General features: G+C 33.3%; 25 protein-coding genes and 1 tRNA gene. 1 reads left to right on the top strand and 25 read right to left on the bottom strand.

Annotated features, from left to right (window positions below; all coding sequences use genetic code 11):
• The 22 genes from flgK to H8707_RS08605 all read right to left on the bottom strand — a co-directional run bounded on the left by flgK (position 1) and on the right by H8707_RS08605 (position 19,037).
• The gene (gene flgK / locus H8707_RS08710; protein ID WP_262429753.1) at positions 1-1,371 is read right to left on the bottom strand and encodes a flagellar hook-associated protein FlgK; all 1,371 of its coding nucleotides are present in this window, start codon (positions 1,369-1,371) and stop codon (positions 1-3) included.
• Between the two features lie 9 nt (positions 1,372-1,380).
• Positions 1,381-1,770 (bottom strand): flagellar export chaperone FlgN, encoded by a 390-nt coding sequence (flgN, locus tag H8707_RS08705; RefSeq protein WP_262429752.1) that lies wholly within the window; start codon positions 1,768-1,770, stop codon positions 1,381-1,383.
• Positions 1,770-2,060, bottom strand: coding sequence for a flagellar biosynthesis anti-sigma factor FlgM (flgM, locus tag H8707_RS08700; protein WP_262429751.1), 291 nt, complete (start codon positions 2,058-2,060; stop codon positions 1,770-1,772). Before flgM ends, flgN begins: the two co-directional genes overlap by 1 nt.
• Before the next feature lie 402 nt (positions 2,061-2,462).
• Complete coding sequence (gene fliY / locus H8707_RS08695; RefSeq protein ID WP_262429750.1) at positions 2,463-3,536, bottom strand: flagellar motor switch phosphatase FliY; 1,074 nt, start codon at positions 3,534-3,536, stop codon at positions 2,463-2,465.
• Positions 3,529-4,530: a flagellar motor switch protein FliM gene (fliM, locus tag H8707_RS08690; protein ID WP_262429749.1), complete on the bottom strand. Its 1,002-nt coding sequence runs from the start codon at positions 4,528-4,530 to the stop codon at positions 3,529-3,531. Before fliM ends, fliY begins: the two co-directional genes overlap by 8 nt.
• A 10-nt stretch (positions 4,531-4,540) precedes the next feature.
• Entirely contained in the window at positions 4,541-4,912 is a 372-nt protein-coding gene (locus H8707_RS08685) for a chemotaxis protein CheW (protein WP_262429748.1), read from the bottom strand.
• 14 nt (positions 4,913-4,926) lie between these two features.
• Positions 4,927-5,289, bottom strand: a complete 363-nt coding sequence (locus H8707_RS08680) for a response regulator (RefSeq protein WP_262429747.1) — start codon at positions 5,287-5,289, stop codon at positions 4,927-4,929.
• A 12-nt stretch (positions 5,290-5,301) separates the two neighbouring features.
• Entirely contained in the window at positions 5,302-5,910 is a 609-nt protein-coding gene (locus H8707_RS08675; protein ID WP_262429746.1) for a chemotaxis protein CheC, read from the bottom strand.
• Positions 5,903-7,825, bottom strand: coding sequence for a chemotaxis protein CheA (locus H8707_RS08670; RefSeq protein ID WP_262429745.1), 1,923 nt, complete (start codon positions 7,823-7,825; stop codon positions 5,903-5,905). Before H8707_RS08670 ends, H8707_RS08675 begins: the two co-directional genes overlap by 8 nt.
• Positions 7,826-7,848: 23 nt before the next feature.
• Positions 7,849-8,622: a CheR family methyltransferase gene (locus H8707_RS08665; RefSeq protein WP_262429744.1), complete on the bottom strand. Its 774-nt coding sequence runs from the start codon at positions 8,620-8,622 to the stop codon at positions 7,849-7,851.
• A complete protein-coding gene (locus H8707_RS08660) occupies positions 8,622-9,206 on the bottom strand; it encodes a CheB methylesterase domain-containing protein (protein ID WP_262429743.1) in 585 nt (194 codons plus the stop codon). Before H8707_RS08660 ends, H8707_RS08665 begins: the two co-directional genes overlap by 1 nt.
• 137 nt (positions 9,207-9,343) lie before the next feature.
• A complete protein-coding gene (locus H8707_RS08655) occupies positions 9,344-9,829 on the bottom strand; it encodes a chemotaxis protein CheD (RefSeq protein ID WP_262429742.1) in 486 nt (161 codons plus the stop codon).
• Between the two features lie 81 nt (positions 9,830-9,910).
• Positions 9,911-10,366 (bottom strand): chemotaxis protein CheW, encoded by a 456-nt coding sequence (locus H8707_RS08650; protein ID WP_262429741.1) that lies wholly within the window; start codon positions 10,364-10,366, stop codon positions 9,911-9,913.
• Between the two features lie 105 nt (positions 10,367-10,471).
• Entirely contained in the window at positions 10,472-12,526 is a 2,055-nt protein-coding gene (locus H8707_RS08645; RefSeq protein ID WP_262429740.1) for a methyl-accepting chemotaxis protein, read from the bottom strand.
• A gap of 32 nt (positions 12,527-12,558) precedes the next feature.
• The gene (locus H8707_RS08640) at positions 12,559-14,547 is read right to left on the bottom strand and encodes a methyl-accepting chemotaxis protein (protein WP_262429739.1); all 1,989 of its coding nucleotides are present in this window, start codon (positions 14,545-14,547) and stop codon (positions 12,559-12,561) included.
• 180 nt (positions 14,548-14,727) lie between these two features.
• Positions 14,728-14,907 carry a hypothetical protein gene (locus H8707_RS08635; protein ID WP_262429738.1) on the bottom strand — a complete coding sequence of 60 codons (180 nt, stop codon included), beginning with the start codon at positions 14,905-14,907 and terminating at the stop codon, positions 14,728-14,730.
• Positions 14,908-14,977: 70 nt separating this feature from the next.
• Complete coding sequence (locus H8707_RS08630; RefSeq protein WP_262429737.1) at positions 14,978-15,463, bottom strand: COG2426 family protein; 486 nt, start codon at positions 15,461-15,463, stop codon at positions 14,978-14,980.
• Positions 15,464-15,506: 43 nt separating this feature from the next.
• A complete protein-coding gene (locus H8707_RS08625; RefSeq protein ID WP_262429736.1) occupies positions 15,507-16,133 on the bottom strand; it encodes a CBS domain-containing protein in 627 nt (208 codons plus the stop codon).
• A gap of 192 nt (positions 16,134-16,325) precedes the next feature.
• Positions 16,326-16,401: transfer RNA gene (locus tag H8707_RS08620), tRNA-Lys, on the bottom strand.
• Between the two features lie 71 nt (positions 16,402-16,472).
• The gene (locus tag H8707_RS08615; RefSeq protein ID WP_262429735.1) at positions 16,473-17,528 is read right to left on the bottom strand and encodes an endonuclease/exonuclease/phosphatase family protein; all 1,056 of its coding nucleotides are present in this window, start codon (positions 17,526-17,528) and stop codon (positions 16,473-16,475) included.
• 168 nt (positions 17,529-17,696) lie between these two features.
• Positions 17,697-18,560: a DegV family protein gene (locus tag H8707_RS08610; protein ID WP_262429734.1), complete on the bottom strand. Its 864-nt coding sequence runs from the start codon at positions 18,558-18,560 to the stop codon at positions 17,697-17,699.
• A gap of 324 nt (positions 18,561-18,884) precedes the next feature.
• Positions 18,885-19,037, bottom strand: coding sequence for an aspartyl-phosphate phosphatase Spo0E family protein (locus H8707_RS08605; RefSeq protein WP_262429733.1), 153 nt, complete (start codon positions 19,035-19,037; stop codon positions 18,885-18,887).
• 197 nt (positions 19,038-19,234) lie between these two features.
• On the opposite strand from H8707_RS08605, the gene pepT reads away from it, so the two are divergent.
• The gene (pepT, locus tag H8707_RS08600; protein ID WP_262429732.1) at positions 19,235-20,491 is read left to right on the top strand and encodes a peptidase T; all 1,257 of its coding nucleotides are present in this window, start codon (positions 19,235-19,237) and stop codon (positions 20,489-20,491) included.
• An 85-nt stretch (positions 20,492-20,576) separates the two neighbouring features.
• Here pepT and H8707_RS08595 read toward each other — a convergent pair whose 3' ends face one another.
• The 3 genes from H8707_RS08595 to typA form a co-directional block, all read right to left on the bottom strand.
• A complete protein-coding gene (locus H8707_RS08595; protein WP_262429731.1) occupies positions 20,577-21,488 on the bottom strand; it encodes a hypothetical protein in 912 nt (303 codons plus the stop codon).
• Between the two features lie 55 nt (positions 21,489-21,543).
• Complete coding sequence (gene cls, locus H8707_RS08590; RefSeq protein ID WP_262429730.1) at positions 21,544-23,001, bottom strand: cardiolipin synthase; 1,458 nt, start codon at positions 22,999-23,001, stop codon at positions 21,544-21,546.
• A 157-nt stretch (positions 23,002-23,158) separates the two neighbouring features.
• Complete coding sequence (gene typA / locus H8707_RS08585) at positions 23,159-24,985, bottom strand: translational GTPase TypA (protein ID WP_262429729.1); 1,827 nt, start codon at positions 24,983-24,985, stop codon at positions 23,159-23,161.
• Between the last annotated feature and the right edge of the window lie 112 nt (positions 24,986-25,097).

Raw genomic sequence — 25,097 nt, 5'->3', positions numbered from 1 at the left:
CTACACCCCTGTCCTATTTATTAAAGTATCCAACATTTCAGTAAGTACCGATATCACCTTTGCATTTGCTTCAAATGACTTTTGAAATTGGATTAGATTTGTTACTTCTTCGTTTATTGATACTCCTGAGGTAGACTCCCTGCGAAGTACCAACTGATTTAATAAGACTTCTTGATTTGACACCATATTGTCTGCATGTTCCTTCGAAATCCCAACTTTGATTACTATATCTCTATATGTTCCTTCAATTGTTGCATTAGTGCTTTCAAGTTTCTTATTCCTCAATCGTGCTATCTCCAAAGCTAAGGAGCCGTCTCCCTCCGAGCCACCAGCCATTTTGGTATTTACCAAATTATTATTCTTTAAAATTTCATCATTCACCTTGATGGTACTTGCCGGATTATTTTCATCAAACACAAAGAAAGGTATCTCGTTTTCTCCCGCTTCATGTACTTCATTAATGACTTGAGCAAGATTTTTAGCAAATTCATTAAATTCACTTCTCCTTGCCTTTATATCATCAATTGCCTCCATATAGCCTTTAAGTTTCCCCGATTTTAAGAAATCTTCTGCCTTAATTGTTTCTGTATTATCTTCTTTTACAAGAATTGGCATCATATTTTCATCTGTTTTTAATTGAAAATCTGCATCCGGTCCCAATACCTCCCTACCTTCTATTTTAACTATAGCCCTATTAAATTTATCAAATTCAACTTTAAAATCCGCTATGGATGATAGTCTCTTAAGCATCAAATCCCTCTGATCCATCAAATCATTTGGAAGATGCCCTTTGGCAGAAATATTGTATATTTGTTGATTGAGGGTCTCTAATTGAGTGATGATGGAGTTAAAATCATCTACAGTCTTTCCCACTTCAAATCTTGTCTGTTCTTCCAAAGAATTTAGTTGAGTTATCATATGATTTATCGTGTCTGTTAAGGTATTTGATTTTTCTACGACTATTGTCTTAAAATTAGCCCCTTCAGGGTTTTTACTCAATTCTTGCCATGCTGTAAACATCTCAGCTAAATTAAAATTCAGTCCTGTATCTGAAGGCTCATTGAATATAATTTCAAGCTGACTCAAGGTTTCTGATTTCGTATCATATCTATTTAGTGTAGAGTTTTCTTGCCTAATTTGTTTGCTTACATAGTCATCAACAAGACGAACAATCGACTCCATTTTGACGCCTGTTCCAAGCTGTCCAACCCCGGCAAAATTAAAGGCCAAATCTGCTTTTAAGTCTACTCTTTGTCTTGAAAATCCTTCTGTGTTTGCATTTGAAATATTGTGGCTAACTGTTTGCAATGCTGTTTGCGCAGCTTGCAAGCCTTTGTTTGCGATGTTAAATGTACTAAATATACCGGACATATTTACCTCCTAAACTTCTTGGTCTATAAGACCAATGTTGTTTGATTTTTGATAATCGCCTTTTGCTGAGTAAGTATTTGACGTATTTTGAATATTTTTAGATATTGCTTCCAATAGGGAATTCTGATAGCTTAGTGATTGCTTTGTTAATAAAAGATTAGTTTCTTGGATGGAATTTATCTCTTCTACGAGTTTTACAAGCTGAGATTTCTCCTCTGCTGTCGGAATTACATCATTTTGACTCAAACTATATTGTGATAGAACCTCAACATACTCGTTTTTCTTCTCGACCAATTCTGAAATTTTTGATACATCATTGTGTATTAGCGCTTCTTCTTCCTCTTCGAGCAATTTTAGCAGAGAATTTAAATGATTACATAAATCTTTAAATTGAGTCATTATTTTATATTTCCTTTCTCATTATCTATAGTAGTTAAAATTTTATCTGCTATATCTTCTGAAGATACTTTATAAGTCCCATCCAGTATTGATTTTCTAATCGCTTCTACTCTTTCACTTATGTTTTCGTCCTCTAATTGCTCCATTTTTATCGCCAATTCTTTAGCAGTTTTAGAAATCTCAACATTTACATATGGTTTGCTCTTGGTATGGATTTTATCCGTTCTTTCATCTTTTGAATTATATACATTTTTATTTATAATTTGAGTATAAATCTTGTTTATTTTCATAACAATACCTCCTTGAAACCTTTGTATATATATCGGAGAAGATATAGAATTTATTAATAGCAATTAATAACAATAATAACAATTCACAATTAAAAGAAAAGTGAAGAGGTAAGCGCTAAGAATTGCTGGGCTCGAGCTGTTGAGGATTAAAAGAGAGATCCTTCGAAAGTAATGATTATACTGCCCGACTCAGGATGACACAGCAGTGATTTTACTGTCAATAAACAATTCAATTCACAATCGACCCTTGGGTCGTCCTCAGACGGGCAAGATTAACTTAACTATCGAAGAATCTCTAGTTTTAAGATATTGAAGAGCTAAAAGCTAAGGGTTACTGGAATCAAGCTTTGGGGGATTAAAAGAGGAGATATGACAAAAAAGGTGGTTTCCCACCTTTCTACCTTATTTTAAATTTTGTACGCGTTGTTCTTGGCTTAGTATATTTGTGATGCGTATGCCAAAGTTTTCGTTAATAACTACTACTTCTCCCTGAGCGATTAACTTCCCATTTACATATATTCCCAACGGATCTACTGCTAGCTTGTTAAGTTCCACTACGGAGCCGTTGCTAAAGGAAAGCACATCTTTTATTGTTTTTTTAGTTTTACCTAAAACTACACTGAATTCCAATGGGACGTCCATTATTAAATCTAAATTTCTAGGAGCTGCCTTTTCCGTTTGTGGCGGATTTAAGTCCTGGAAAATAGGTTTTTGAACACTCACCTTTTCCGCTCTTCTCTCTTCTCTCGAATTCTCTCTTACTTCCACTTCAGGTTGGGATTCTACCGTGACTTCATTTTCTTCTTGGCTTTCTTCTCCATTTAGCATTATATTTACTATCTCTTCTACCGCCTCCATGGTATATATTTGCATGATTTCACTTTGTATCAAGCCCTCTACCGTTAAATCAAATGATATTTTACAAATTGTTTTTTCATATTCAAAGTTGTTACAATCGATAGTATAATTGCTATCCCACAGTTCCACATTAGGAGGTAAAATATCAACCTGTTTCCCAAGCATTGTTGCCATTGCTGTGGATGCGGAACCTATCATCTGATTCATTGCTTCACCTACCGCACTTAACTCCAGTTCAGACAATGTTTTATCTGATTCACTGCCGCCACTGCCATCTCCACCCATCATCAAATCTGCAATAATAGTAGCATCAGACACATCCATCATCAAAAGATTGTCCCCTTTCAATCCATTTTTAAAGCGTACAGTTGAGACTACCTTTGGTTTTTTACATTCTTGTATTATCTGTGCAAACAGTGCTGATGATACTCTCGGGGTGGTTATAAGCACTTGTCTGCCCAATATAGATGACAATGTTGTAGCAGCTGTAGACATGGATATGTTTCCAACTTCTCCAATAATATCTTTCTTTTCATCGGTTAAATCATCGTCATTTACGTCGGCCTTTTTTGATAACAGAGCATCTATTTCATCTTGGGATAAAAAATTATTATTCATTCTCCACATCCCCCTCTATGTATTGTAAAACTTCCACTGCTAATTTATCATTATATACCCCTGGTTTAACTAAGAAATGAAGCTTGTCCTCAACATACATTCTTAAGGGGGCATTAATATCCATATCCAACTGTAATATATCACCTTTTTCAAGTTGTAAAAAATCACTTACTGTAATAGAGGATTTGCCTAGTGAAACCTCTAGATTTACTTCTGAAGACATAAGCCTCTCAGATATTATCTCCTTGTTTTCTTCTACTGATTCCTTTTCAAAATCAAACCAATTTTTAAAGCTTAATTTATCCATTATATTTTCAATTGAAATATATGGTATGCAAAGATTTATAAAGCTTTTTTCCTTAAAAATTTCTACTGTAAAGCTTGCCAGAATAACCGGCTCATTTGGTGATAGATTTTGAATCATTTGCGGATTTGTTTCAATCCCATCTATGCTTGTATCTATTTCAATAATTTCGCTCCACGCTGCTTCATAGGACTTTAATATATTTAGAAGTAATTCTTCTAATATGCTTAATTCTATATCTGTAAACTTATCTTTTTTTCTTATTCTCTTACTATAATCGCTTTCAATGCCTCCACACATCAATTCAATAATCTGCTCACAAAAATTAGGATTTATCTCCAATAATTGTATCCCGCTTAATGGTTTCGAGCGAAATATGCCCATTAATGTTGGATTTGGAATAGAGCGAATAAACTCGTCAAAGCTAATCTGTTCAACTGCACCTATCTTCATGCTTACATTGGTACGCACTTGCGTAGACATAAGATTACCTGCCAATTTAGAAAAATTTTCAAATATCATATATAGGGTATTTATATATTCTTTTGAAAGTTTAATTGGTCTACGAAAGTCATAAGTTCTGACCTTATTCTTTTCTTCTTCCTCTTTAAGGGCATCAGGGTCTAATTCCCCAGAATTTAGTGCACTTAAAAGTGAATCTATTTCTTGTTGTGTTAAAACCTGTTTCAAATTAAATCCCTCATTTTTCAGAAATTAATCTTTCAATATCTAGCAAATTTATAATTTTACCATCCAACAATATAATTGATGAATCCTGTATATCTTCTTCTGAAATATCTACTACTTTTATAACGTCTGATACCATAAGTCCCATGTCATCTTGATTGAATTCTACAATAATAACATTATTATAACATAATCTCCCATCTAGGTCTAAAAGTTTGAATAAATTTATTAGCGGAATTACATTTCCTCTTAAATTTAACAACCCTTCCACCCAATTCGGGGCTTTAGGTATGTATGAAGAATCCATATTGACACTTATTTCCTTTACATTGTGTGTATCAAGTGCATAATATTTATCACCTAATGTAAATACAATAATTTGCATTATCTTCAACTCCATTATCCAATAACTTTATTTATAGACTTGATTACCCTCTCATTGTCAAATGGTTTTACTATAAAATCCAAAGCTCCGGATTGTATAGCTTCCATGACCATTGATTGTTGTCCCATAGCACTGCACATAATGACTTTGGCATTAGGATCTATAGCCATTATTTCCTTCAATGCAGCAACTCCATCCATTTCAGGCATTGTAATATCCATAGTTACTAAATCCGGTCTTTCTGATTTGTATTTTTCAATAGCTTCCATACCATTTTGGGATTCAGCAACTACCTCAAATCCACCCTTTTCCAATATATCCTTTAATTTCATTCTCATAAAAATTGCATCATCTACAATTAAAACTCTTTTTGGCATTTATAAAACCTCCTAAAATCCTAATTTATTGAATAATTTTTTAAGTACTCCCGGTTTTGGTATAAAATATAGTGAAGCTTCTATCTTATCTCCTTGATATATAAATTCATTTTTAATAATTAAAATACTGTTGTCGTATTGCTCAGACTCTATATATACGCTGCTCAAAATAGCTCCAAACATATCTTTGGCTAATAGAGGTATGGACGATATGAAACTAATATCTATCATCTTTGAAATAGCATTTAAAAATGATGTTACTACAATATTTACGAGTTCCTTGATGCATGAATTAGCCAATTCTTCATTTATTTCTATACCATTAGAAATCATCATATTTATAAGATCTAAGGAAGCCGCTTCATCAGTAACAAATAGAAATGTGCCCTCACAACCCCCAAGCATTCTCATGATAATGGCGGTAACCATCTTATCCTCCGGCATTATTTTTTCAAATATTTCATCATAATTTAATATTTCTGTCGTAGGTACTGACATATTTATTGGTTTATCGATTAAATGAGAGATGCTTGTAGCTGCATTTCCGCCACCTATGTTTGTAAGTTCTTTAATAATATCCAATTGCATATCACTAAACTCGTTTGTTTTCAATCTATTCAATCTTCCCTTCCGCACATATATTGCCTACATCCAATATTAGGATGATATCACCATTGCCTAGGATTGTAGCTCCAAGGTATTCTTTTACATTCTTTAGCACACCTCCCAGTTTCTTGATGACTATCTCTTGCTGGCCTATCAATTCATCTACTAAGAGCCCATAGGGCTGTGAACCTAGTGAAATGATAATAAGATGCTTTTCATCACTGTTGGATTCGATGGATAACTTTTTATCCAATCGAATAACCGGAATTGCTTGATCTCTATAGATATAAACTTCGTTTGCATGAGACTTTATTATTTCCTCATTTTCGATTTCGACTACCTTTTCTATGATACCTAAAGGCAGTGCAAATATTTCTTCACCTACCTTTATCATTAAGGATTGTATAATGGACAGAGTCAATGGCAGGTTTATGGTAAATATTGAACCCTTATTTACCTCACTCTTGACGTCTATAGAACCACCTAAACTTAAAATTTTCTGTTTCACTACATCCATCCCAACACCTCTGCCGGAGATGTTATTTACCTCTTTTGTTGTAGAAAAACCTTGGTCAAATATTTTACCTATGTTTTCGGACTTTATGCCTCCGCCATCATCACTGACAGTTATTACAACCTTATTTCCTTCCTGATATGCAGTCAACTTTATAAGTCCTGATTTTGGCTTGCCAAGAATAACTCTATCCTCTGCGTGCTCTATTCCATGGTCTGCTGCATTTCTTAAAAGATGTACCAGAGGTTCTCCAAGTTCAGAGATTACTGTCCTATCCAATTCTGTTTCTTCACCTTCAACTGCAAATTCAAATTCTTTTTCTAAATCCTTTGACAAATCTCTCATCATTCTGGGAAATCTGTTGAAAACAACGCTTACGGGCTGCATTCTGATTTTCAATACCAAATCCTGCAAATCAGATGTAATTCTGGTAATCTGCTCAAGTGTTGAGTTAATTTCTTTAAACTCAAATCTACTGCTGATGTCATCTAATCTGTTCCTATATATGACCAATTCAGACACTAAATTCATAAAATGATCCAGTCTGCTTAAATCCACCCTAATGGATTGATTCGCATGGTTATGAGTATTGATTTCGGTTTTTCCTAAATCTTTTAATTTCGTTTTTTTTATTTTATTATCCGGATTATTGTTTGTTTTTTCTTCCCCGGCTGAAAAATCTTTATCTATCTCTTCTATTATGATATCATCTATTTCAGAAATTTCATCTATTTTTTCAAATACTATATCTTTGCTTTGCTTTGACAAAAATATTAACCTGAATTCAAAATCAAATTCTCCCTCTTCCAGCTTCTCCGGTGCCGGATCTGAATGAATTATTTCACCTATTCCTTCCAATCTATTTACTACTAAATAGCTCCTTGCTCCTTTTAGCTGACAATCTTCGGACAATTTTACGATTATATTGTAGGCATTGAACCCTTGATCTATGGCACTGTTTATGACCATTAAATCAGTATCGCTTATTTTACTTGTTAAATCTACTTTATTTCCCTTTTTAACTTGCTGAGTATCCTTTTTCCCAATGTTGTCCAATTCTTTTAGCAAATCATCTATATCATATTCTATATATTTTTCATTTCTTAAATCTTCTATGATTTCCAACAACTTGTCTAAACATTTAAATAGCAAAGTTATAATCTCTGAGCTAACTTTCACAGTCCCATCTTTAACAAAAGAAAATACATTTTCCATATGATGAGTTAAGCTTTGCATAGTTTTATAACCCATTGTAGCTGCCATACCTTTCAGAGTATGCGCTGCTCTGAAAATCTCATCTATTATACTTTTTTCATTCGGGTTTTTTTCTAATTCCAGTAAACAGTCATTTAAAGTCTGTATATATTCATCAGATTCTTCAAAGAACAATTCTCTATATTTACTTTCATCATCCATAATAACACCTCCTATTTTGAACCCTATATTTTTTCATAAATAAAGGTTGAAATTTTCTTGAACCCAAATTCTTTTGGATTATATATTGCCTCAGTGGCACCTGTAAACAAAATCCCACCTTTTACTAAAGATTCATTGAATTTCTTATAAATCTCATCTTTAGTTTCACTTTTTAAATATATAATTACATTCCTGCAAATAATTGCGTGGAATCCCTTTTGATATTTATCCAGTACCAAGTCATGCTTTTTAAATGATACCATCCCTTTAATATTATCTTTAATATAATATTTATTTTCCTTTTCAATGAAATACTTGTCCAAATCTTTCTTATCCAAATTTTTGATTTCAAAATCCTTGAATACACCATCTTTTGCCTTTTTCAAGATATTGTCGTCTATATCGGTAGCTATTATCTTTTCATTGGTTTTAATATTGTTTTTATCCAATATCATTGCCAAAGAATATGGTTCTGCTCCGATTGAACAAGCTGCGCTCCATATCTTAATATTCTTGAATTGACGGTTTAAGTAATCTCTTAATATAAATTCAAAGTCGGTAAATATATCTTTATTTCTATAAAACTCTGTTACGTTTATCGTTATATAATCTAAAAATTTGTTTCTTATAACTTCATCACTTGCTATCAACTCTGAATAATCCTCAAGAGTTAAAGCTCCGGAGCTTTTCATTACTGTAGCAATACGTCTTTTAAGCTGTTTCTCTTTATACGCATTCAAGTCTACATTCAACTCATCTCTTACAAATCGATAAAATCCTTCATAGTTTAATTCCATTATTTCACCTTTGTTAAGTTGTTTAATACTTTGGATATCTCCTCTAAACTCAAGATACTATCAACTACTCCTCTTTGCACCGCATTGCCGGGCATACCATAAATGACAGAAGATTCTTCATCTTGTGCAATGTTGTAACCTCCGTTAATTTTTATGGTGGACATACCCTCTGAGCCATCTTTTCCCATACCTGTCAGTATGATTCCCAGAAGGTTTTCTCCATAAACCTCAGATGCCGATTTAAACAAATAATCCACACAAGGCCTTACACCGAAAAGCTTAGCTCTGGAATCTAACCTTATTGTATTTCTTTCAACAGTCATATGAAAATCACCCGGTGCAATAAACACAAAGCCTTTTTCAATTTTCATTTTATCTTCAACTTCTACTACTTTAACCTGTGATGCTTTATCAAGCCTAGCTGCAAAGGATGTAGTAAAACCCTTTGGCATATGCTGTACAATAAAAATCGGAACATCCAAGTCCTTTGGCAATTTACTGATTAAATATTCTAAAGCACTTGGTCCTCCTGTTGAGGCTCCTATGGCCACTGCCTGAATCTTTTTTATATGTCTTTCGGTCATATTTATTTAAAACCCATATATTCTTTGTCTCCCATAGAAGTGATGTATAGGTCTTTACCTCCTGTCTAAAAAAGATTGCATAAGAAATTTTCATCCATTGATAAACTCGATTAGAAAGTTTTTCAAGATATATCTCATTACAATTTTGTTATTTCCCTGTTTGCTGTCATTATATTTATCTCAAATGTATCTAAATTCACTACCATCGTTCTGCCAATATTTCCACCTGTATGACTTGCAATAATCGGAATACCCATTTCCTTTAGTTTCTCTTTCACAGCCAATACATTGCGTTCTCCTATATTTGAACACATATTTAATTCCGAGAAGTTGAACATACTTGCTCCTCCTGCTATTTTAGCAATTAATCCTATATTGAATTTGCCATTTGTAATCTTAGATACCATTAACGGAATAGCCAAATCCGCAAATTTCTCGGGCTTTAGATCTCTATTGCTAAAAGGGGTACTATCCGGCAACATAATATGACTTAAACCCCCTATCCTAGTTTTTGGATCATATACTGCTATACCTACGCAGGAACCGAGACCTAAAGTCATCAACACATCAGGTGAGCCAGACACTTTGTAGTCAGATATGCCCACTTTTATTCTACTTATCATATTTTAATCACCATTTCATTTTAAGTCGATTTAAATCCATAGACTATTAAGTCCAACTCCACTACTTTCGAATATATGTTTCTACTCCACTTTAGATGACAATCCTTTTATTTCTTCTTCTTGTTCCGGGGTAAAAACTTTGTCAGTATCTAAAATTATTATGATGCCATGTTCTGTATTGAAAAATCCCTTCATATAATCTTTTATAATTTGATATTCGCCATTTTTTTCTTCATATTGATCTTTGCTTAGTTTATATATTCCAATTATTTTTTCAACCAGAAGTCCTACTAAGCCACCCTTCCAATTGACTACAAGAATCTTGTTTTCTCTCTTTATAGCGGTACTCAAATTGTACAATCTAAGATTTAAGTCTATTATTGGCAAAAATTTCCCATCATATTGTAAATATCCCAACAGATAATCCGAAGAATCAGGTATATCTTTTATATCCTTATATTCAATTACTTTTTCAACTTGTGGTACGCTTAATCCAAATTTTTGATTATTGCTCTCAAAAACTACATATTGTTCCATGGTTACCTCCATATCAATGCACAACTTGATTCAATTCACAATTCACAATTCACAATTCACAATTCACAGTTCACAATTCAAAAGAATTAATTCACGATTTATAATTTAAAATTTAAATTTGTTTATAACGTTGTAAAGATCTTGTGCTAAAGTAGTCAATCCTTCACTGGCTTTTGCTATTTCTTCAATAGATGCAGCTTGCTGTTCCATAGAAGCTGAGGCTTCTTCTGTAGATGCTGAGTTCTCCTCTGCTATTGCAGTCAAATTTTGAAGGGTATTTAATATTTCATTTTTCATTTTTTCCATTTTTTGACCGGATTTATATAGATTTTCGATATCAGCTATTGCTTCTTCGATTGCTTCTGTAATCAAGATATATTTTTCCTTGCTGCTCATAACGCCTTTTGTCTGATCATTTGCAATACCGGATACCATTCCAATGGTCTTGACTGCATTCCCGGAATTTCTTTGCAATTCTACAACAATTTTATCTATATCACCGGTTGAGGATGAGGATTCTTCAGCTAATTTTCTTATTTCATCAGCTACTACTGCAAATCCCCTACCTGCATCCCCGGCTCTTGCAGCTTCTATTGCAGCATTTAAAGCCAGAAGATTGGTTTGTTCCGCTATTGAGGCTATTACCTTGCTAGCTTTTCCTATCTTATTTGAGCTTTCATTCGTCTGCAAGATAACATCATTAATCTCTTTTATAGCAGTTATACTATCATCTGCTGCTTTAGTCAATCTTTCAATTTCTCTCAATCCATCTTCAACGGCTGCAGTTATTATTTCCCCTTGCACCCTTAGTTTCTCTATATAAATCTTGTTTTGATCTATGGAATCTCCTAATAAAATCGCCTTTGAAGAGCCTTCTTCGGTGCTTAATGCTTGGTCTGAAGCTCCCTTTGCAATTTCTTCTACTGTTTTCGTAACTTCTTCAGCTGCAAGTGCAGATTGTTTTGACGTAGCTGTCAACTCCTTAGATGATTCTTGAACTCGTTCAGATGTATTATATACGTCTTGAATTACCGTTCTAAAATTATCAATTATACTTTGAAAAGCCCTAGACAATATTCCCGTCTCATCTTTTCTTTCCAAATCCCTTAAGGATACATCAGTAGTCATATCATAATTCGCTATTTGTTTTGAATATTCAACTACTCCTAATATAGGTTTTGCTATTACATGCCCCGCCATATATGTAACAGTAATACTTATAACTAAAATAAAGATAGTTGCCAATGTAATCATAACTCTTAACTTTGGGATTGCAGATAACGCCTCTTGTTTATTCGCTGTAACAACTAATAGCCAATCTGTTTCTTCAATAGGTGTAAATCCTGCAAACATGTCATTTCCTTGATAAGAATATTCCTCTAATCCAGACCTTTGTTCTAAAATTTTTTCAAACAGAGCTGCAAGGGATTTAATGCTTTTGTCATTTTCCACTTCTACTAATGGATTGTATCCTGCTAAGACCTTTTCTTGATCCGGATGAGCAATTGTATTGCCATTATTATCTATCATATATGCATATCCCAATTCACCATAACCCGTATCGTCTGTAATATCGCTTAGAGTCTTAATATCCATATAGCCTAATAATCCACCAACCGTTCTTCCTGCTCTCTCAATCGGTGTAACATATGCAAGCACAAGTTCATCGTTTACCTGACTTTTAATAATATTTATACTGCTTTCGCCTTCAATTACCTTAAACAACGGGTCATCAGATTCCAATTTGATTGAATTTCCATCAACATAATTTATGTTTCCGCTCAAATTTATAACACCCAAATTTATAAATTCTGTATTTTGAACTTGACTTTTTAATATAGGCAATTGAGCAAACCAATTCATGCCCCTAATTTCGGTGATATTTGCTATCATTTCCAATGTTCTTTTCTGAGTTTCGAGACGACTTTGTATCAGCTTAGAATCTTCTTTCACAAGTTTAGACAACATTTTTTGAGATTCTTCAACAATACCAGCAGAAGCTCTTCTTACTGAGATGAAACCCAATGTCAGAGAAGATAAAAGTATAACAATTGAAAAATAGATAATCAATTTCCCTTTGATACTGTTATAATTTAAAGATTTAATTCTATCTGCAAATCTCCGAATGTCAAATGTTTTCTTGTCTTTTGAATCTTCCACATCCCTAACCCCCTTAAAAATTCTTATACTTACTAATATTTGAATCTATTTATCACTTGACTAAGGTCTTGAGCCAGATTTGACAGTCCTTCACTAGCACCTGCAATTTCTTCGATTGATGCCGATTGTTCTTCCATTGAAGCTGATACTTCCTGTGTCGCTGCTGAATTGTCTTCGGCAATTGAGGTTAAGCTTTTCAATGTTTCCAATATTTCGTCGATTATTTTTCCCATCTCTCGACCTGATTTATAAACTTGGACTACTGCTTCGATTTCAGCATCCATTGCTTGTCCAATCAATTGATATTTGTCTTTGCTATTTGCAACTTTATCCACCTGTTCAAGCCCTATTTCCGATACTCTGTTCATGATTTCTACCGCATTTTCTGCATTTTGTTGTAATTCCAATACTATTTCATCTATAGAGTTTGAAAATACAGTGGATTGCTCTGCCAACTTCCTGATTTCTTCTGCTACAACTGCAAATCCACGCCCGGATTCTCCTGCTCTTGCTGCTTCTATTGCCGCATTTAAAGCCAGAAGATTGGTTTGTTTGGCTATGGATGCGATAACTTTGCTTGCCTCGCCTATTTTGTCGGAATTGTCATGTGTTTTTAATATTACATCTTGAATTGCCTTTAGCGCTACTTTATTTTCTTCTGTAATGTCAAATAATCCTTGGATTTCTTCGAGCCCTTCTTCGACTACTTCCGAAACATTTTTAGATGCCTTAGTCATCTCTTGAGTATGTACATGATTCCTTTCTATTGATTCTTCAAGCAAAACTGCTTTTGAAGCTCCTTCTTCAGTACTCAAGGCTTGTTCATGTGCTCTTCTTGCTATATCCTCAATGATTTTGGATATTTCTTCCGTTACCACAGCTGATTGATGAGAAGTAGCTGTCAGCTCTTCCGAAGAAGCTGATACCTGTTCTGAAGAATTGCTTACTTCATTGATGACTTCTCGCAGATTCTCTGTAATATTTTGGAATGCTTTGGCTATTTCACCTATTTCATCACTTCTCGTTATTAAATCATCAGGGAAATCCTCCGAAATATCCAAATCAGCAATTTTCTTGGAATGATCAATTGATTTAACAATTGGCTTCGTAATTGAATTTCCAATTATATAAGTTAGAGCAATACATAATAAAACAATCAAACCAACTAAAAGAAATATATTATTTTTTAATTTAGCTATTGGTGCAAGTGCCTCATCTCGGTCAGCTTCTACTACCATGATCCATGGTGTCCCGGTTATAGGATAATATCCTGCTATTTTATCCTCTCCATCGTGTGTAAATGAAGAAAATCCTTTTTGCTCCGCAATTATCTTTTCAAATAATGATGACAATTCGGTCATACTTTCATCTCTTTTTGCCCCTTCTATAGGATTAAATCGATCGTAAACTATTCCTATATCCGGATGCGCTACAACTGTCCCCTGTTTATTTATCATAAATCCATAGCCTTTTTCTCCATATTTCATATCGTTGGATATATTGCTCAAAGTATTGCCATATAATCTACCGATTAAAATCCCAACTGTTTTATTGTCATTTTTGATTGGTACTCCTCCCATTAAGGCTATGCTGTTTGATGCCTTACTGACATATATGTCTGATATACTGGGTTTTCCTTCCCGAACTTTTTTAACAAAATCATCATCTGAGATCTCATCAAACATCCCTGATGAATAATGTATTTTCCCATCTTCTTGCAATATTCCTATTTCCAATAAGTTAGAATTTATCTTAATTTTTTGCAATACAGGCTGCTGCAATTCCCAATCCATACTTTCAATATCTTCTCTTTGAGCAATTGTTTCCAAAATCTTTATTTGTGTTTCGATTCTACTATATGTAAGATTTGAAGCCTCCTTAGCTTTTTCAGTAAGATTAGTCTCCAATTGCGCTGTTATCACATCGGTCCCTGTCCTTAATGCTAAAAATCCTAATATCGTACTCGATATAATTACAAGAACCAAAAATGAAATTATAAGTCTTGTCTTAATACTTTTCATGTCTATGTCCTCCTATCTAAAATATCTTTTAATGCTATAATTGATTTAATCAAACTTTTATAAAATATAGGGTAATTGCTTGTCCCATCATAGTTTGTTGATATGTGGTTTAAAATAATTAAAAAATATCATATATATACATATATCGACTAATTATACAAAATATTAATACTCTTTAGTTTAAGTAAAATCTTTATTATTATCGTCTTTTACAGCACGTAATATAGCTAATGTCTCTATAGTTCCTGCTAAATCTGCCAATTCTTCTATCTTTTTTGCCTTTATAAACTTACAGCTTTCACAGATTTCATCTTCACCTGAAAACAATTGTTGACAATGTGGACATATTTTAGTAGACATAAAAAACCTCCTTATACACTTTGTTTTAGTATAAGAAGGTTAAAGATTATTATACATAGATTTTATTATACTACCCAAATACATTAATCACTCCGTTCGTTAGAGTCATAATCAGTATCCCTGCTATTGTATTACCGACAAAAATAGCCGGAAATGCCAATTTAAATCTCATATTCAATAAGGCTGCAATTAAACTGCCACTCCATACTCCTGTTCCCGGTAAAGGAATAGCTACAAAAACCAGCAAGCCCCATACTCCATATTTCCGAATATTTTCGGATTTATTCATGGAACGGTTGGTTAAACTAAACACCAACTTCTTAAAAGTTTTGGTCTTTTTCATATAATTAAATATCGGTCTAATCAAAAATAGTATAAATGGTACTGGTATCATACTCCCAATAAGACTTAGAAGTAAGGAATGCAGCGGCGATAATCCTAATGAAATTCCTGCGGGAATAGCTCCTCTAACTTCTATAACAGGCAAAGCTGCAGTAAGCATTACTGTAAATTCAATTGATAAAAAAGCCAATAATTCTTGAAAAATTGTTTCCATTATCTGTCCCCTTATAACCAATGTGTCTTTGATATTATATAGGTTAATTCTCGACAATAAAGCCTGAGTTTCTTATTTTATCTGTTAAACTTTTTGTATCATCAATGTCAAGTTTTAAAACTATTCTTACATTGTCTTCTATTTTTGAATCCATCATAGCTATATTGGATATATTTATATTCTCCTCTTTGATTAGATTGGTCAATCTTGCTAATTCCCCCGAGATATCACGCAAATCTATTACCAATTTGGAAGAGCCTTTGTTTATCCCAAGCATATTGGAAAATGTATTGAATATTGCACGATGAGTCAATATCCCCGTGAATTTATTGTTGGAATCCAAAACTGCTAAAAATGGTATTTTAAGTTCCCCTAACACATGAGATGCTTTTTCTATTTCATCCGTTTCATGTATAAAACGAACCTTATTGGTGTAGATATCTTTGACTTTTTTGTTGGTGATGTAGTCCTGAAAATTGTCATATCCTTCTTCAACATAGCCTCTATATATTGTCTCTTTCATAATTATTCCAGCTAAATCTCCGTTATTTACCACAGGTAATGATAAAAAACTCTCTTGCCCCATCCTCTTTAAAGTGTTTTCAATTGTCTCCTCTAAATCAACGATAGTTAGTTTCTCTTTAGTAAGCATATGATTTTTTACTAACATTTGTACCCCTCCAATTTATCCATGATTTAGTTAATTCTCATCTTATAAATGTATAAATTATTCTTGCTTTACATCATTATATCACAAGTTTAAATATAAAATATACCTTTATAATAATTATAGATAAGGGTAGAGTAAGAATAAAATATAAAAAAGGCCTACAGCAATAGCCTGTAAGCCTTGATTTCACTATGGTGCACCTTCAGGGATTCGAACCCTGGACACCCTGATTAAGAGTCAGGTGCTCTGCCAGCTGAGCTAAAAGTGCAAAACCAAACGACAAAATTTATTATACTACTTCTAAATCCATTTGTCTATAGTTTTGTTATTTTTTTAAAGCTATCTTAATATTATTTCCACAGTCACCGGATTATGATCAGTATTTTTAAAATATGTATCCGTCGTAGTTGTGTAATTTATTTCTATATTATCTGAAACTAAAAAGCCATCTATTGAAGCAAGAAAATTATAGCCTTTTTTATATTCTGTTTCCATAGTTCTAACAGTGGGTACAGCATAATCTATTGCCCAATTATATCCATCAACGCTAAAATCATCGGGAAGATTCTTTAACCAAAAAGGCCATGATTCTTCATGAGAAAATTGATATGGGTCTGTATCGGGCAGATTGTGATTCCAATCTCCTCCCACAACTATATATGAACCTTTTTTATATTCTTCATTTAAATGCTCTTTTAAAAAGAAAAGTTGCTGTTGTCTAATAAATCCACCTTCTTCAAAAGCGGATAGATGCAAGTTTATGACTACTAAATCCTTATCATTTTCTACTTGATATCTGGTTTCTGTGAAACACCTATCCAATTCAAATAACTGAGTAGGCCATTTTTCTTTACCGGGTAAATCATATCTATGGGAACTTTTTGTGTAAAATTTAGAGTAAGTAGCAATTCCGGATTTGATTTCCCCCATTGGCTTAAACACAGGCACAGGTACCCATGATACGTCATAATTCTTGCCAAATACATAACTATAGTTTGGATACTTAATGCTCAGATATTCTTTTTGATTTATCTTATAGCTTCTGCTGGACTTTACATCTACTTCTTGTAACATAAATACATCCGGATTTATCTTATCTATGGTATTCACTATTTCTTCTAGATTTTCTTTTACTTTATCTAAATTTGAAGCTCTGGAGTTTTTGCCTCCATCAGCAAAGAAGTTCTGTTCTTCATCCAGCCCTGCATAACCAATGTTATATGTTGTTATAGTTATGGGTTCATTAAGCGCTATTGTTTTAACTTGATTGTTATTAATAGCTAGCATTTCTACCGTATCCGGTTTGTAGTCTGTGACAGAGACATAAAATAAAAATAAGCCTAAAAAAAGAAGAACCAAAAAAATGATTGCTAAACTTTTACTCAATATCTGCATAGTATCCCCTCTTTCGTTTAGTCAATTCACAAACTAAAACCGTGTCCTCTGATATAAGACATATTACCGCAATTAATGCAGTTTATCTTTAGTTTATTCTGGGAACTCTTGTGAATGTACCGACGCAAAACGGGTTAGAATATCTTCAAAATTACAAGAACCACACTATTATTCATAATTCTCACGAAGAAAAAATATTGATAAAGTTCCCGGACCGACATGAGCTCCTATGGTTGCACCAATTATATTTATCACAAATTCTTTTGCTCCAAATCTTTCTTCTATTAACTCTTTCAGCTTCAATGCACCATTTATATCATCTGCATGATTTATGCCTATGATCTGTTTAGTAAAATCAGCTGCTTTACCTCTTTCAGCCATTGTATCAAGTAATTTTTTATATCCGTTGTTTTTACCTCTTACTTTATCAAACGGTACAAGTTTTCCATCTTTCATTTCTATTATGGGTTTAATATTTAACAGTCCACCAACTACTGATTGAGTTCTAGATACTCTTCCACCCCTGTAGAGATATTCAATATTATCTACATATACTATATGTTCGACATTTTCCTTATAAAAGTTAATAGCTTTTAGAATTTCCTCTTTTGATTTTCCTTCTTTTGCCAGTTTTGCTGCTTCTAAAACGATTAGTCCAAATCCAACTGAGGCTGCCTTTGTATCTATTATATCCATATCAAAATCAGGATACTGTTCCTTTATGCCTTCTAATACAATGACCGATGTCTGATAAGTGCCTGATAGTCCTGAAGAAAATGCTAAATATATGCAAGATACATTATTCTTTGCATATTCTTCAAATTTTTTTTGAAATGTGCTTGGCGGTATTTGTGCTGTCTTATAAATTTCCCCATTTCTCATCCCATTATATACGTCGATGGCATCAATAGTTACTCGATCCAAATATTCTTTTTCACCTTTTAATACAACGATTGGTAAAATGTCAATATCATATTCCTCTATTATATCCTCCGGTAAATCACAACAAGTATCACTTAATATTTTAATCAATTTTTTCCCTCCTCCTACTATATTATATAATACACTATTTTATATAATTTTTTAATACCCAAATAATTAAAATGGGTATAAAAATATTATTTGCTAAATAGATTATTAGTAAAACAAAAGGAGTGATGTTTTTTATGAAGTTATTTTATACGAGTAAAAAACTGTTTTTTACCTTAATTGGTCTTATAATATTTGTAGCCATATTGGGACTATTATTTTTAGTAGTTAAATAATTTTGAGATACCTATGAAGATTCCCGAATTTATAATCATGATCTGAGAAAAATATAGTGGATGTACTTGAATTCCATCCACCATACTTTTCTCACTTATTATACTTATTTATCAACAAATCTAGCTCTTGACTAAAACTTACTATTCTTTCACTGGGAAATTCTGCATCTATAAATGCGTATAATTGTTGCCGCATTTGCTCTATTTCTTCCTTCAATATTTTATCTTCAGCTAATTCATTCATTATTACTCCTTTGCCTATCAAATTGACACCTTTATTATAAATTTAAATTTAATACTTTTCCCCAACAATTCATAATTATACTACTTTTTTCAGCTATCTAAATAATAAATTTCTTACAAATAATTGCAATTTTTTACAAATAATTTATATTTATAGATATACTATATTATATAATATGTATAAAGGAGGTTTTAGGTTTGGAAAATTTAGTGAATAGGTTTTTAAATTATGTTAAGTTTGAAACAACTTCCGACGGAAATTCTACGTCTGTTCCCAGCACCAAAAATCAAAAAGAATTTGCCAAGATTTTGGTAAAGGAATTAAAAGAAATAGGTCTAAAGGAGGTAAGCGTTGATAACAACGGCTATGTAATGGCAACATTGCCGACAAATATGGTAAAGGATGTACCGACCATAGGATTTGTTGCTCATATGGACACAAGCCCGGATATGTCCGGGAAGGATGTAAACCCAAAAATTATCAAGGATTATAAAGGTGGGGATATAACACTCAATGCGGAAAAAAATATCGTTCTTCGTACTGCAGATTTTCCCGAACTAAATGATTATATTGGTCATGATTTGATTACTACAGATGGTACAACGCTTTTGGGCGCAGATGACAAGGCTGGAATTGCTGAAATAATTACAGCCATGGAATATTTGATACAAAATCCGGAAATTCCACATGGAAAAATAAAAATAGGCTTCACTCCGGATGAGGAAATTGGGCGAGGAGCAGATTTCTTTGATGTTGAAAAATTTGGCGCTGATTTTGCATATACGGTGGATGGCGGCTCTATAGGAGAATTGGAATATGAAAACTTCAATGCCGCTTCTGCCCGTATTGTAATACAAGGAAGAAATGTTCACCCGGGAACCGCTAAAGATAAAATGATTAATTCCATGTTAATCGCCACAGAACTTAATAATCTACTCCCTGTGAATGAAAAACCTGAGTACACTGAAGGCTATGACGGTTTTTATCATCTTACCGGTTTTAACGGAGATGTTGAAAGTACAACAATGAATTATATAATTAGAGACCACAGCATGGAAAAGTTTGAAGCTAAGAAAAAAAATCTTGAAAAAATTGTGGATTTTCTTAATTACAAATATGATGATAAAATCAGTTTGGAGATAAATGATTCTTATTATAATATGAAGGAGAAGATTGAACCTGTTATTTATATTGTAGATATGGCTAAAGAAGCAATGATGGATATAGGTATAAAACCTATAATCCAACCTATAAGAGGCGGAACTGATGGCGCTAGACTCTCATATGAAGGATTGCCTTGTCCTAATTTATTTACCGGTGGTTTAAACTTCCATGGTAAATATGAATATATTTCAATCCAAGGTATGGAATTAGCCGTTAAAACAATTTTGAAAATAATTGAAAAGGTACAGGAATTACCTATTCACAATTCACAGTTCACAGTTCACAATTAATAATTTAAAATTAAGAATTAAAAGTAAAAGTTAAGTTAGAAAGTTGAAGGTAAAATCCAGAATAACTAGGCGGTCTTAGACCGCCCTAATCTTCAACATTTCTTAAATTTTCTAATATTACATCTTTCTTTATCATAAATAAATGTCTACTGTTTTCTTCCAATGCCTTTCTAAAATCAGCAAGACTCAAAGATATTTTTTCAACCCTTTCAGGATCCTCATCTTCTTCTTGTTTCAACCGTATTTTATTTATATTCTCTTCTCTGCCATTTAATAAATTGATAGCACCTTCTAAGTCCCCTTGAACAGCCTTCAAATACGCTTGATTTGCTGCATATCTGATTGTATATATATCTCCGCTTATTTCATCTTGATATAGATCATAAAAAGGTTTTAAATTCAAATAAGAATTGCTGGCTGAATCATATATTTCTATTATGTTTTTATTTTCAACTGCCTTTGTCAAGCTATTTAGAGACGTCTCAAATTTATCCGATGCTTCTTGTGTTAAGCCTTTTTTCATTCCTTCTGCTTCATAATTATTCCAATTGGTGTGAATCCCTTCAAGTTTTAATTGCATTCCATCCCAAGAATTTTTAATCATTTCTTCTTTAGACAAAGGTTTTTGTTGTTTGCCTGTTTGTTGTTGCTGCTGACCTGATTCACCCTGAGATTCATCGTTTGACCGCTCACCTTGGTTACTTCCACCGTCACCGCCATCACTACCGGATGTGCCATTTTGTCTATTACTCTCCGATTGACTTGAGGGATTGACTTGTGATTGTTGCTGCTGCTCTTTTGAAGGTATATTTAAATTTAATTTTTCTATTTCATCTACTTTATTTAAAATATCATCTATCCCAGCCGATAATTCTCTTAAACTTCTTGGCGCCTTATCCTTCGGCTTATATTCAGTTTGTGTATTTTCTCTATTACACCCAAATAGTAATACTACAAATAAAGAGATAATTAGCAATATAGTTCTATTATTTTTCAAAAAAATCACCTCGGAATTATTTTATCCAGAGGTGTATATTATATTCTTTTAATCATTACAATATAGGGGACAACAATCTTGAAAATGATTCTTTAAATTTAACAAAATTAGATCTTTTATTATACCCTTCTAATGTAATTTCTCTGCAATCCGTTAAATCATTTAAAAAGTGCTCAGTTAATTTAAGATTTATAGTTTCATCGTACATAAATGCATTGACTTCAAAATTTAGTTTAAAACTTCTGATATCTAAATTGGCAGTACCTACCGAGGATACAAAATCATCCATTATAACAACTTTAGAATGGAGAAACCCTTTTTCATAAGTGAAAAATTTTACTCCTGCTTCAAGTAATTCTCCTATATAGCTTAAACTTGCCCAATATACAAAGGGGTGATCGGGTTTATTCGGTATCATAACACGCACATCCAGCCCCGATAATCCGGCAAGTTTCAGCGCTTCAAAGATACTGTCATCAGGTATAAAATAAGGTGTCTCAATATAAACTTTATCCCTTGCATTGGATATCATCTTAAGATATCCATCCTTAATGCTTGCCCATTTGGAATCAGGCCCACTGGATACTATTTGCATGCCAACATGGTTATCTTTATTTTCTTCCGGAAGGTAGCTGAAACAGTTTTCTATTCCCTTTTTAGTAGCAAATCGCCAGTCTAAAGAAAACCGCCATTGCAGGCTGCTTATAGCTGACCCTTCAACTTTGATATGGGTATCCCTCCATTTTCCAAGTCTCTTTGAATATCCTAAATATTCATTCCCGATATTCATCCCTCCAAGATACGCCTCTTTCCCATCTATAATACAAATTTTCCTATGATTTCTATAGTTAATTCTTACACTTATAAAGGGAACAAATGGCGGTAAAAATATTGCTGCTTCACCACCTGCATCTTTAAGAGGTTTTAGAAATCTTCTGGTTAATGTCCTCCCGCCCATTCCATCCACCAATAGTTTAACCTCTACTCCGGATTTTGCTTTCTTTGTTAGGGCATCCATTATCTTCCTACCTAATTCGTCTCTTTTAAAAATATAGTATTCCATGTAAATATATTTTTCAGCTTTTTCTATGCTTTTCATAAGAGCATTGAATTTATCTTTTCCATGGAAATATAAATCTACCTTATTGTCCATTGATAAGAAGGATTGACTGCTTATTAAATGCATTTTGATAATATCTTCATAGCGATGAAAATTGGGATCTTTTAATGAAAATTCATTTTGTTCTATCTGCTCGCCTTGGCTTTCGGCCATTATTTGAAAGCAATTATCCTCTTCTTCTTTCGTTTTAAATACTCTTTTCTTGGATAAATCCTGCCCCAGAAAAAGATATAATATAAACCCAAACCCCGGAAGAAAAGCTATTACCATAAGCCATAACCAAGTAGAAGTCGGATTTCTTCTTTCAAAAAATACCAATAATATTGCAAGTAAGATATTTATCCATATTAAATTATGCAAAAGCCATAAATACCCATCAACAAAATGTTCCATTCATATCCCCCTGTATCAATTCGCAGTTCACAATTCACAGTTCACAATTCAAAACCGGAGATCCTTCCAACATTAATTTGCTCTTAAGGTGAATCGGATCCTAGCAACTCTTCACTCTTAGTTCTTACCTCTTCACTATCCTTTAATTGTGAATTGATTAACTGTTTTTCTTTGATTTATATCTTTTACTTGAGTTCAATATTCTTTTTCTTATTCTAAAGTTTAACGGTGTTACTTCGATTAACTCGTCATTTTCAATAAATTCAAGTGCTTCTTCTAAAGACATTTCCTTTGGCGGAGATAGTCTCAAAGTCTCATCACTTCCGGAAGCTCTCATATTTGTCTGTTGTTTTTTTCGAGTTACATTTACCTCTATATCAAGTCCCTTTGGATTTGACCCGACTATCATACCCTCATATACCTGAACTCCCGGTCCTATAAATAAAGTACCTCTCTCCTGAGCTGAATATAGTCCGTAAGCAGTAGATTCTCCGGTTTCAAACGCTATAATCGACCCCAACGGTCTTCTGGGTATATCTCCTTTATATGAGGCATAACCATCAAATACCGAGTTCAATATACCATTGCCCTTTGTATCCGTCATGAATTCCTGTCTATAACCTATAAGTCCTCTAGCAGGAATAGAAAATACTGTCCTGGCATATCCGCTGTTTGCCTCTGACATGTTTATTAACTCGCCTTTTCGCATACCGAGTTTTTCAATTACTGTCCCTATAAATTCATTTGATACATCTATAGTTACCTTTTCAATTGGTTCCATTTTCTTTCCATCGATTGTTTTGTACAAGACTTCCGGTTTAGATATTTGAAATTCATAGCCTTCTCTTCTCATATTTTCTATTAGTACAGACAGATGCAATTCTCCTCTTCCAGATACTTTAAAAGCATCTGTTGACTCCGTATCTTCTACCCGTAAACTGACATCCGTTTGAAGCTCTCTATATAATCTGGTTCTAATCTGTCTGGACGTGACATATTTTCCCTCACGGCCGGCAAATGGACTGTCGTTTACTGAAAAGGTCATAGCAAGCGTAGGCTCTGAAATCTTAACAAATGACAACGGCTCAGGATTGTCAACAGGGCAAATTGTATCCCCTATATGAATATGTTCAATCCCTGTTACAGCTATTATGCTTCCTACTTTTGCAGATTCCACCTCTACTCTATTCAATCCTTCAAATTCAAATACTTTACCTATTTTTACTTTTTCTTTCTTTGTTTCATCTAATAGATTAACTATTATTCCTTCTTGATTTGTTACAATCTTACCTCTTTCAATCTTTCCTATTCCTATTCTTCCTACATAGTCATTGTAATCTATGGTAGATATGAGCACTTGAAGAGGAGCATCCTCATCTCCTTCCGGAGCAGGGATATATTCCAATATGGTTTCAAATAATATGCTCATATCTTCGCCTTCTCCATTTGCATCTAGGGTTGCTGTCCCTTGTTTTGCAGATGTAAATACAAAGGGGCACTCTAATTGGTCTTCATTTGCTCCTAATTCAATAAATAAATCCAATATCTCATCTATTACTTCCTCCGGTCTAGCCTCCGGTCTATCTATCTTATTTATACATACTATTACCCTTAAATTCAATTCCAAAGCCTTTTTAAGTACAAATTTAGTCTGTGGCATTGGTCCTTCAAAAGCGTCAACCAGTAACAATACTCCGCTGACCATCTTTAGTACTCGTTCTACTTCTCCTCCAAAGTCGGCATGTCCGGGAGTATCTATGATATTGATTTTAGTTCCTTTATAGTGCACCGATGTATTTTTTGATAATATGGTAATTCCTCTTTCTCTTTCGATATCATTGGAATCCATTACCCTTTCTTCTACTACTTGATTTTCTCTAAATATCCCTGATTGTCTCAGCAGGCTATCCACCAATGTAGTCTTGCCATGATCAACATGGGCTATTATTGCAATATTTCTTACGTCTTCTCTTTTTATATTCATACTTAGTTCCCTTCTATTCTAGATGTTTCCTATTTTTCCCCTAACTAAATTATTCTATCATACTTTTCCCCAGATGCAAAACAAATATTTAAGGGATGGTTAATACCACCCC

Source organism: Paratissierella segnis (assembly GCF_014385195.1).
Taxonomy (GTDB): domain Bacteria; phylum Bacillota; class Clostridia; order Tissierellales; family Tissierellaceae; genus Paratissierella; species Paratissierella segnis.
The sequence above is the reverse complement of the archived record's forward strand: the minus strand, read 5'-3'. Positions and strand labels throughout refer to the sequence as shown.

What these genes read in the sequence shown, in the direction of transcription:
- H8707_RS08685 (WP_262429748.1), bottom strand. Translation starts at nt 4,912, where the DNA reads ATGCAAATTATTGTATTTACATTAGGTGATAAATATTATGCACTTGAT.
- cls (WP_262429730.1), bottom strand. Translation starts at nt 23,001, where the DNA reads ATGGAACATTTTGTTGATGGGTATTTATGGCTTTTGCATAATTTAATA.
- H8707_RS08655 (WP_262429742.1), bottom strand. Translation starts at nt 9,829, where the DNA reads ATGATAAGTAGAATAAAAGTGGGCATATCTGACTACAAAGTGTCTGGC.
- flgK (WP_262429753.1), bottom strand. Translation starts at nt 1,371, where the DNA reads ATGTCCGGTATATTTAGTACATTTAACATCGCAAACAAAGGCTTGCAA.
- H8707_RS08665 (WP_262429744.1), bottom strand. Translation starts at nt 8,622, where the DNA reads ATGGAATTAAACTATGAAGGATTTTATCGATTTGTAAGAGATGAGTTG.
- flgM (WP_262429751.1), bottom strand. Translation starts at nt 2,060, where the DNA reads ATGAAAATAAACAAGATTTATACTCAAATTATAAATAAAAATGTATAT.
- H8707_RS08605 (WP_262429733.1), bottom strand. Translation starts at nt 19,037, where the DNA reads ATGAATGAATTAGCTGAAGATAAAATATTGAAGGAAGAAATAGAGCAA.
- H8707_RS08640 (WP_262429739.1), bottom strand. Translation starts at nt 14,547, where the DNA reads ATGAAAAGTATTAAGACAAGACTTATAATTTCATTTTTGGTTCTTGTA.
- H8707_RS08615 (WP_262429735.1), bottom strand. Translation starts at nt 17,528, where the DNA reads ATGCAGATATTGAGTAAAAGTTTAGCAATCATTTTTTTGGTTCTTCTT.
- H8707_RS08625 (WP_262429736.1), bottom strand. Translation starts at nt 16,133, where the DNA reads ATGTTAGTAAAAAATCATATGCTTACTAAAGAGAAACTAACTATCGTT.
- fliY (WP_262429750.1), bottom strand. Translation starts at nt 3,536, where the DNA reads ATGAATAATAATTTTTTATCCCAAGATGAAATAGATGCTCTGTTATCA.
- H8707_RS08635 (WP_262429738.1), bottom strand. Translation starts at nt 14,907, where the DNA reads ATGTCTACTAAAATATGTCCACATTGTCAACAATTGTTTTCAGGTGAA.
- H8707_RS08630 (WP_262429737.1), bottom strand. Translation starts at nt 15,463, where the DNA reads ATGGAAACAATTTTTCAAGAATTATTGGCTTTTTTATCAATTGAATTT.
- typA (WP_262429729.1), bottom strand. Translation starts at nt 24,985, where the DNA reads ATGAATATAAAAAGAGAAGACGTAAGAAATATTGCAATAATAGCCCAT.
- flgN (WP_262429752.1), bottom strand. Translation starts at nt 1,770, where the DNA reads ATGACTCAATTTAAAGATTTATGTAATCATTTAAATTCTCTGCTAAAA.
- H8707_RS08650 (WP_262429741.1), bottom strand. Translation starts at nt 10,366, where the DNA reads ATGGAACAATATGTAGTTTTTGAGAGCAATAATCAAAAATTTGGATTA.
- H8707_RS08660 (WP_262429743.1), bottom strand. Translation starts at nt 9,206, where the DNA reads ATGACCGAAAGACATATAAAAAAGATTCAGGCAGTGGCCATAGGAGCC.
- H8707_RS08670 (WP_262429745.1), bottom strand. Translation starts at nt 7,825, where the DNA reads ATGGATGATGAAAGTAAATATAGAGAATTGTTCTTTGAAGAATCTGAT.
- H8707_RS08680 (WP_262429747.1), bottom strand. Translation starts at nt 5,289, where the DNA reads ATGCCAAAAAGAGTTTTAATTGTAGATGATGCAATTTTTATGAGAATG.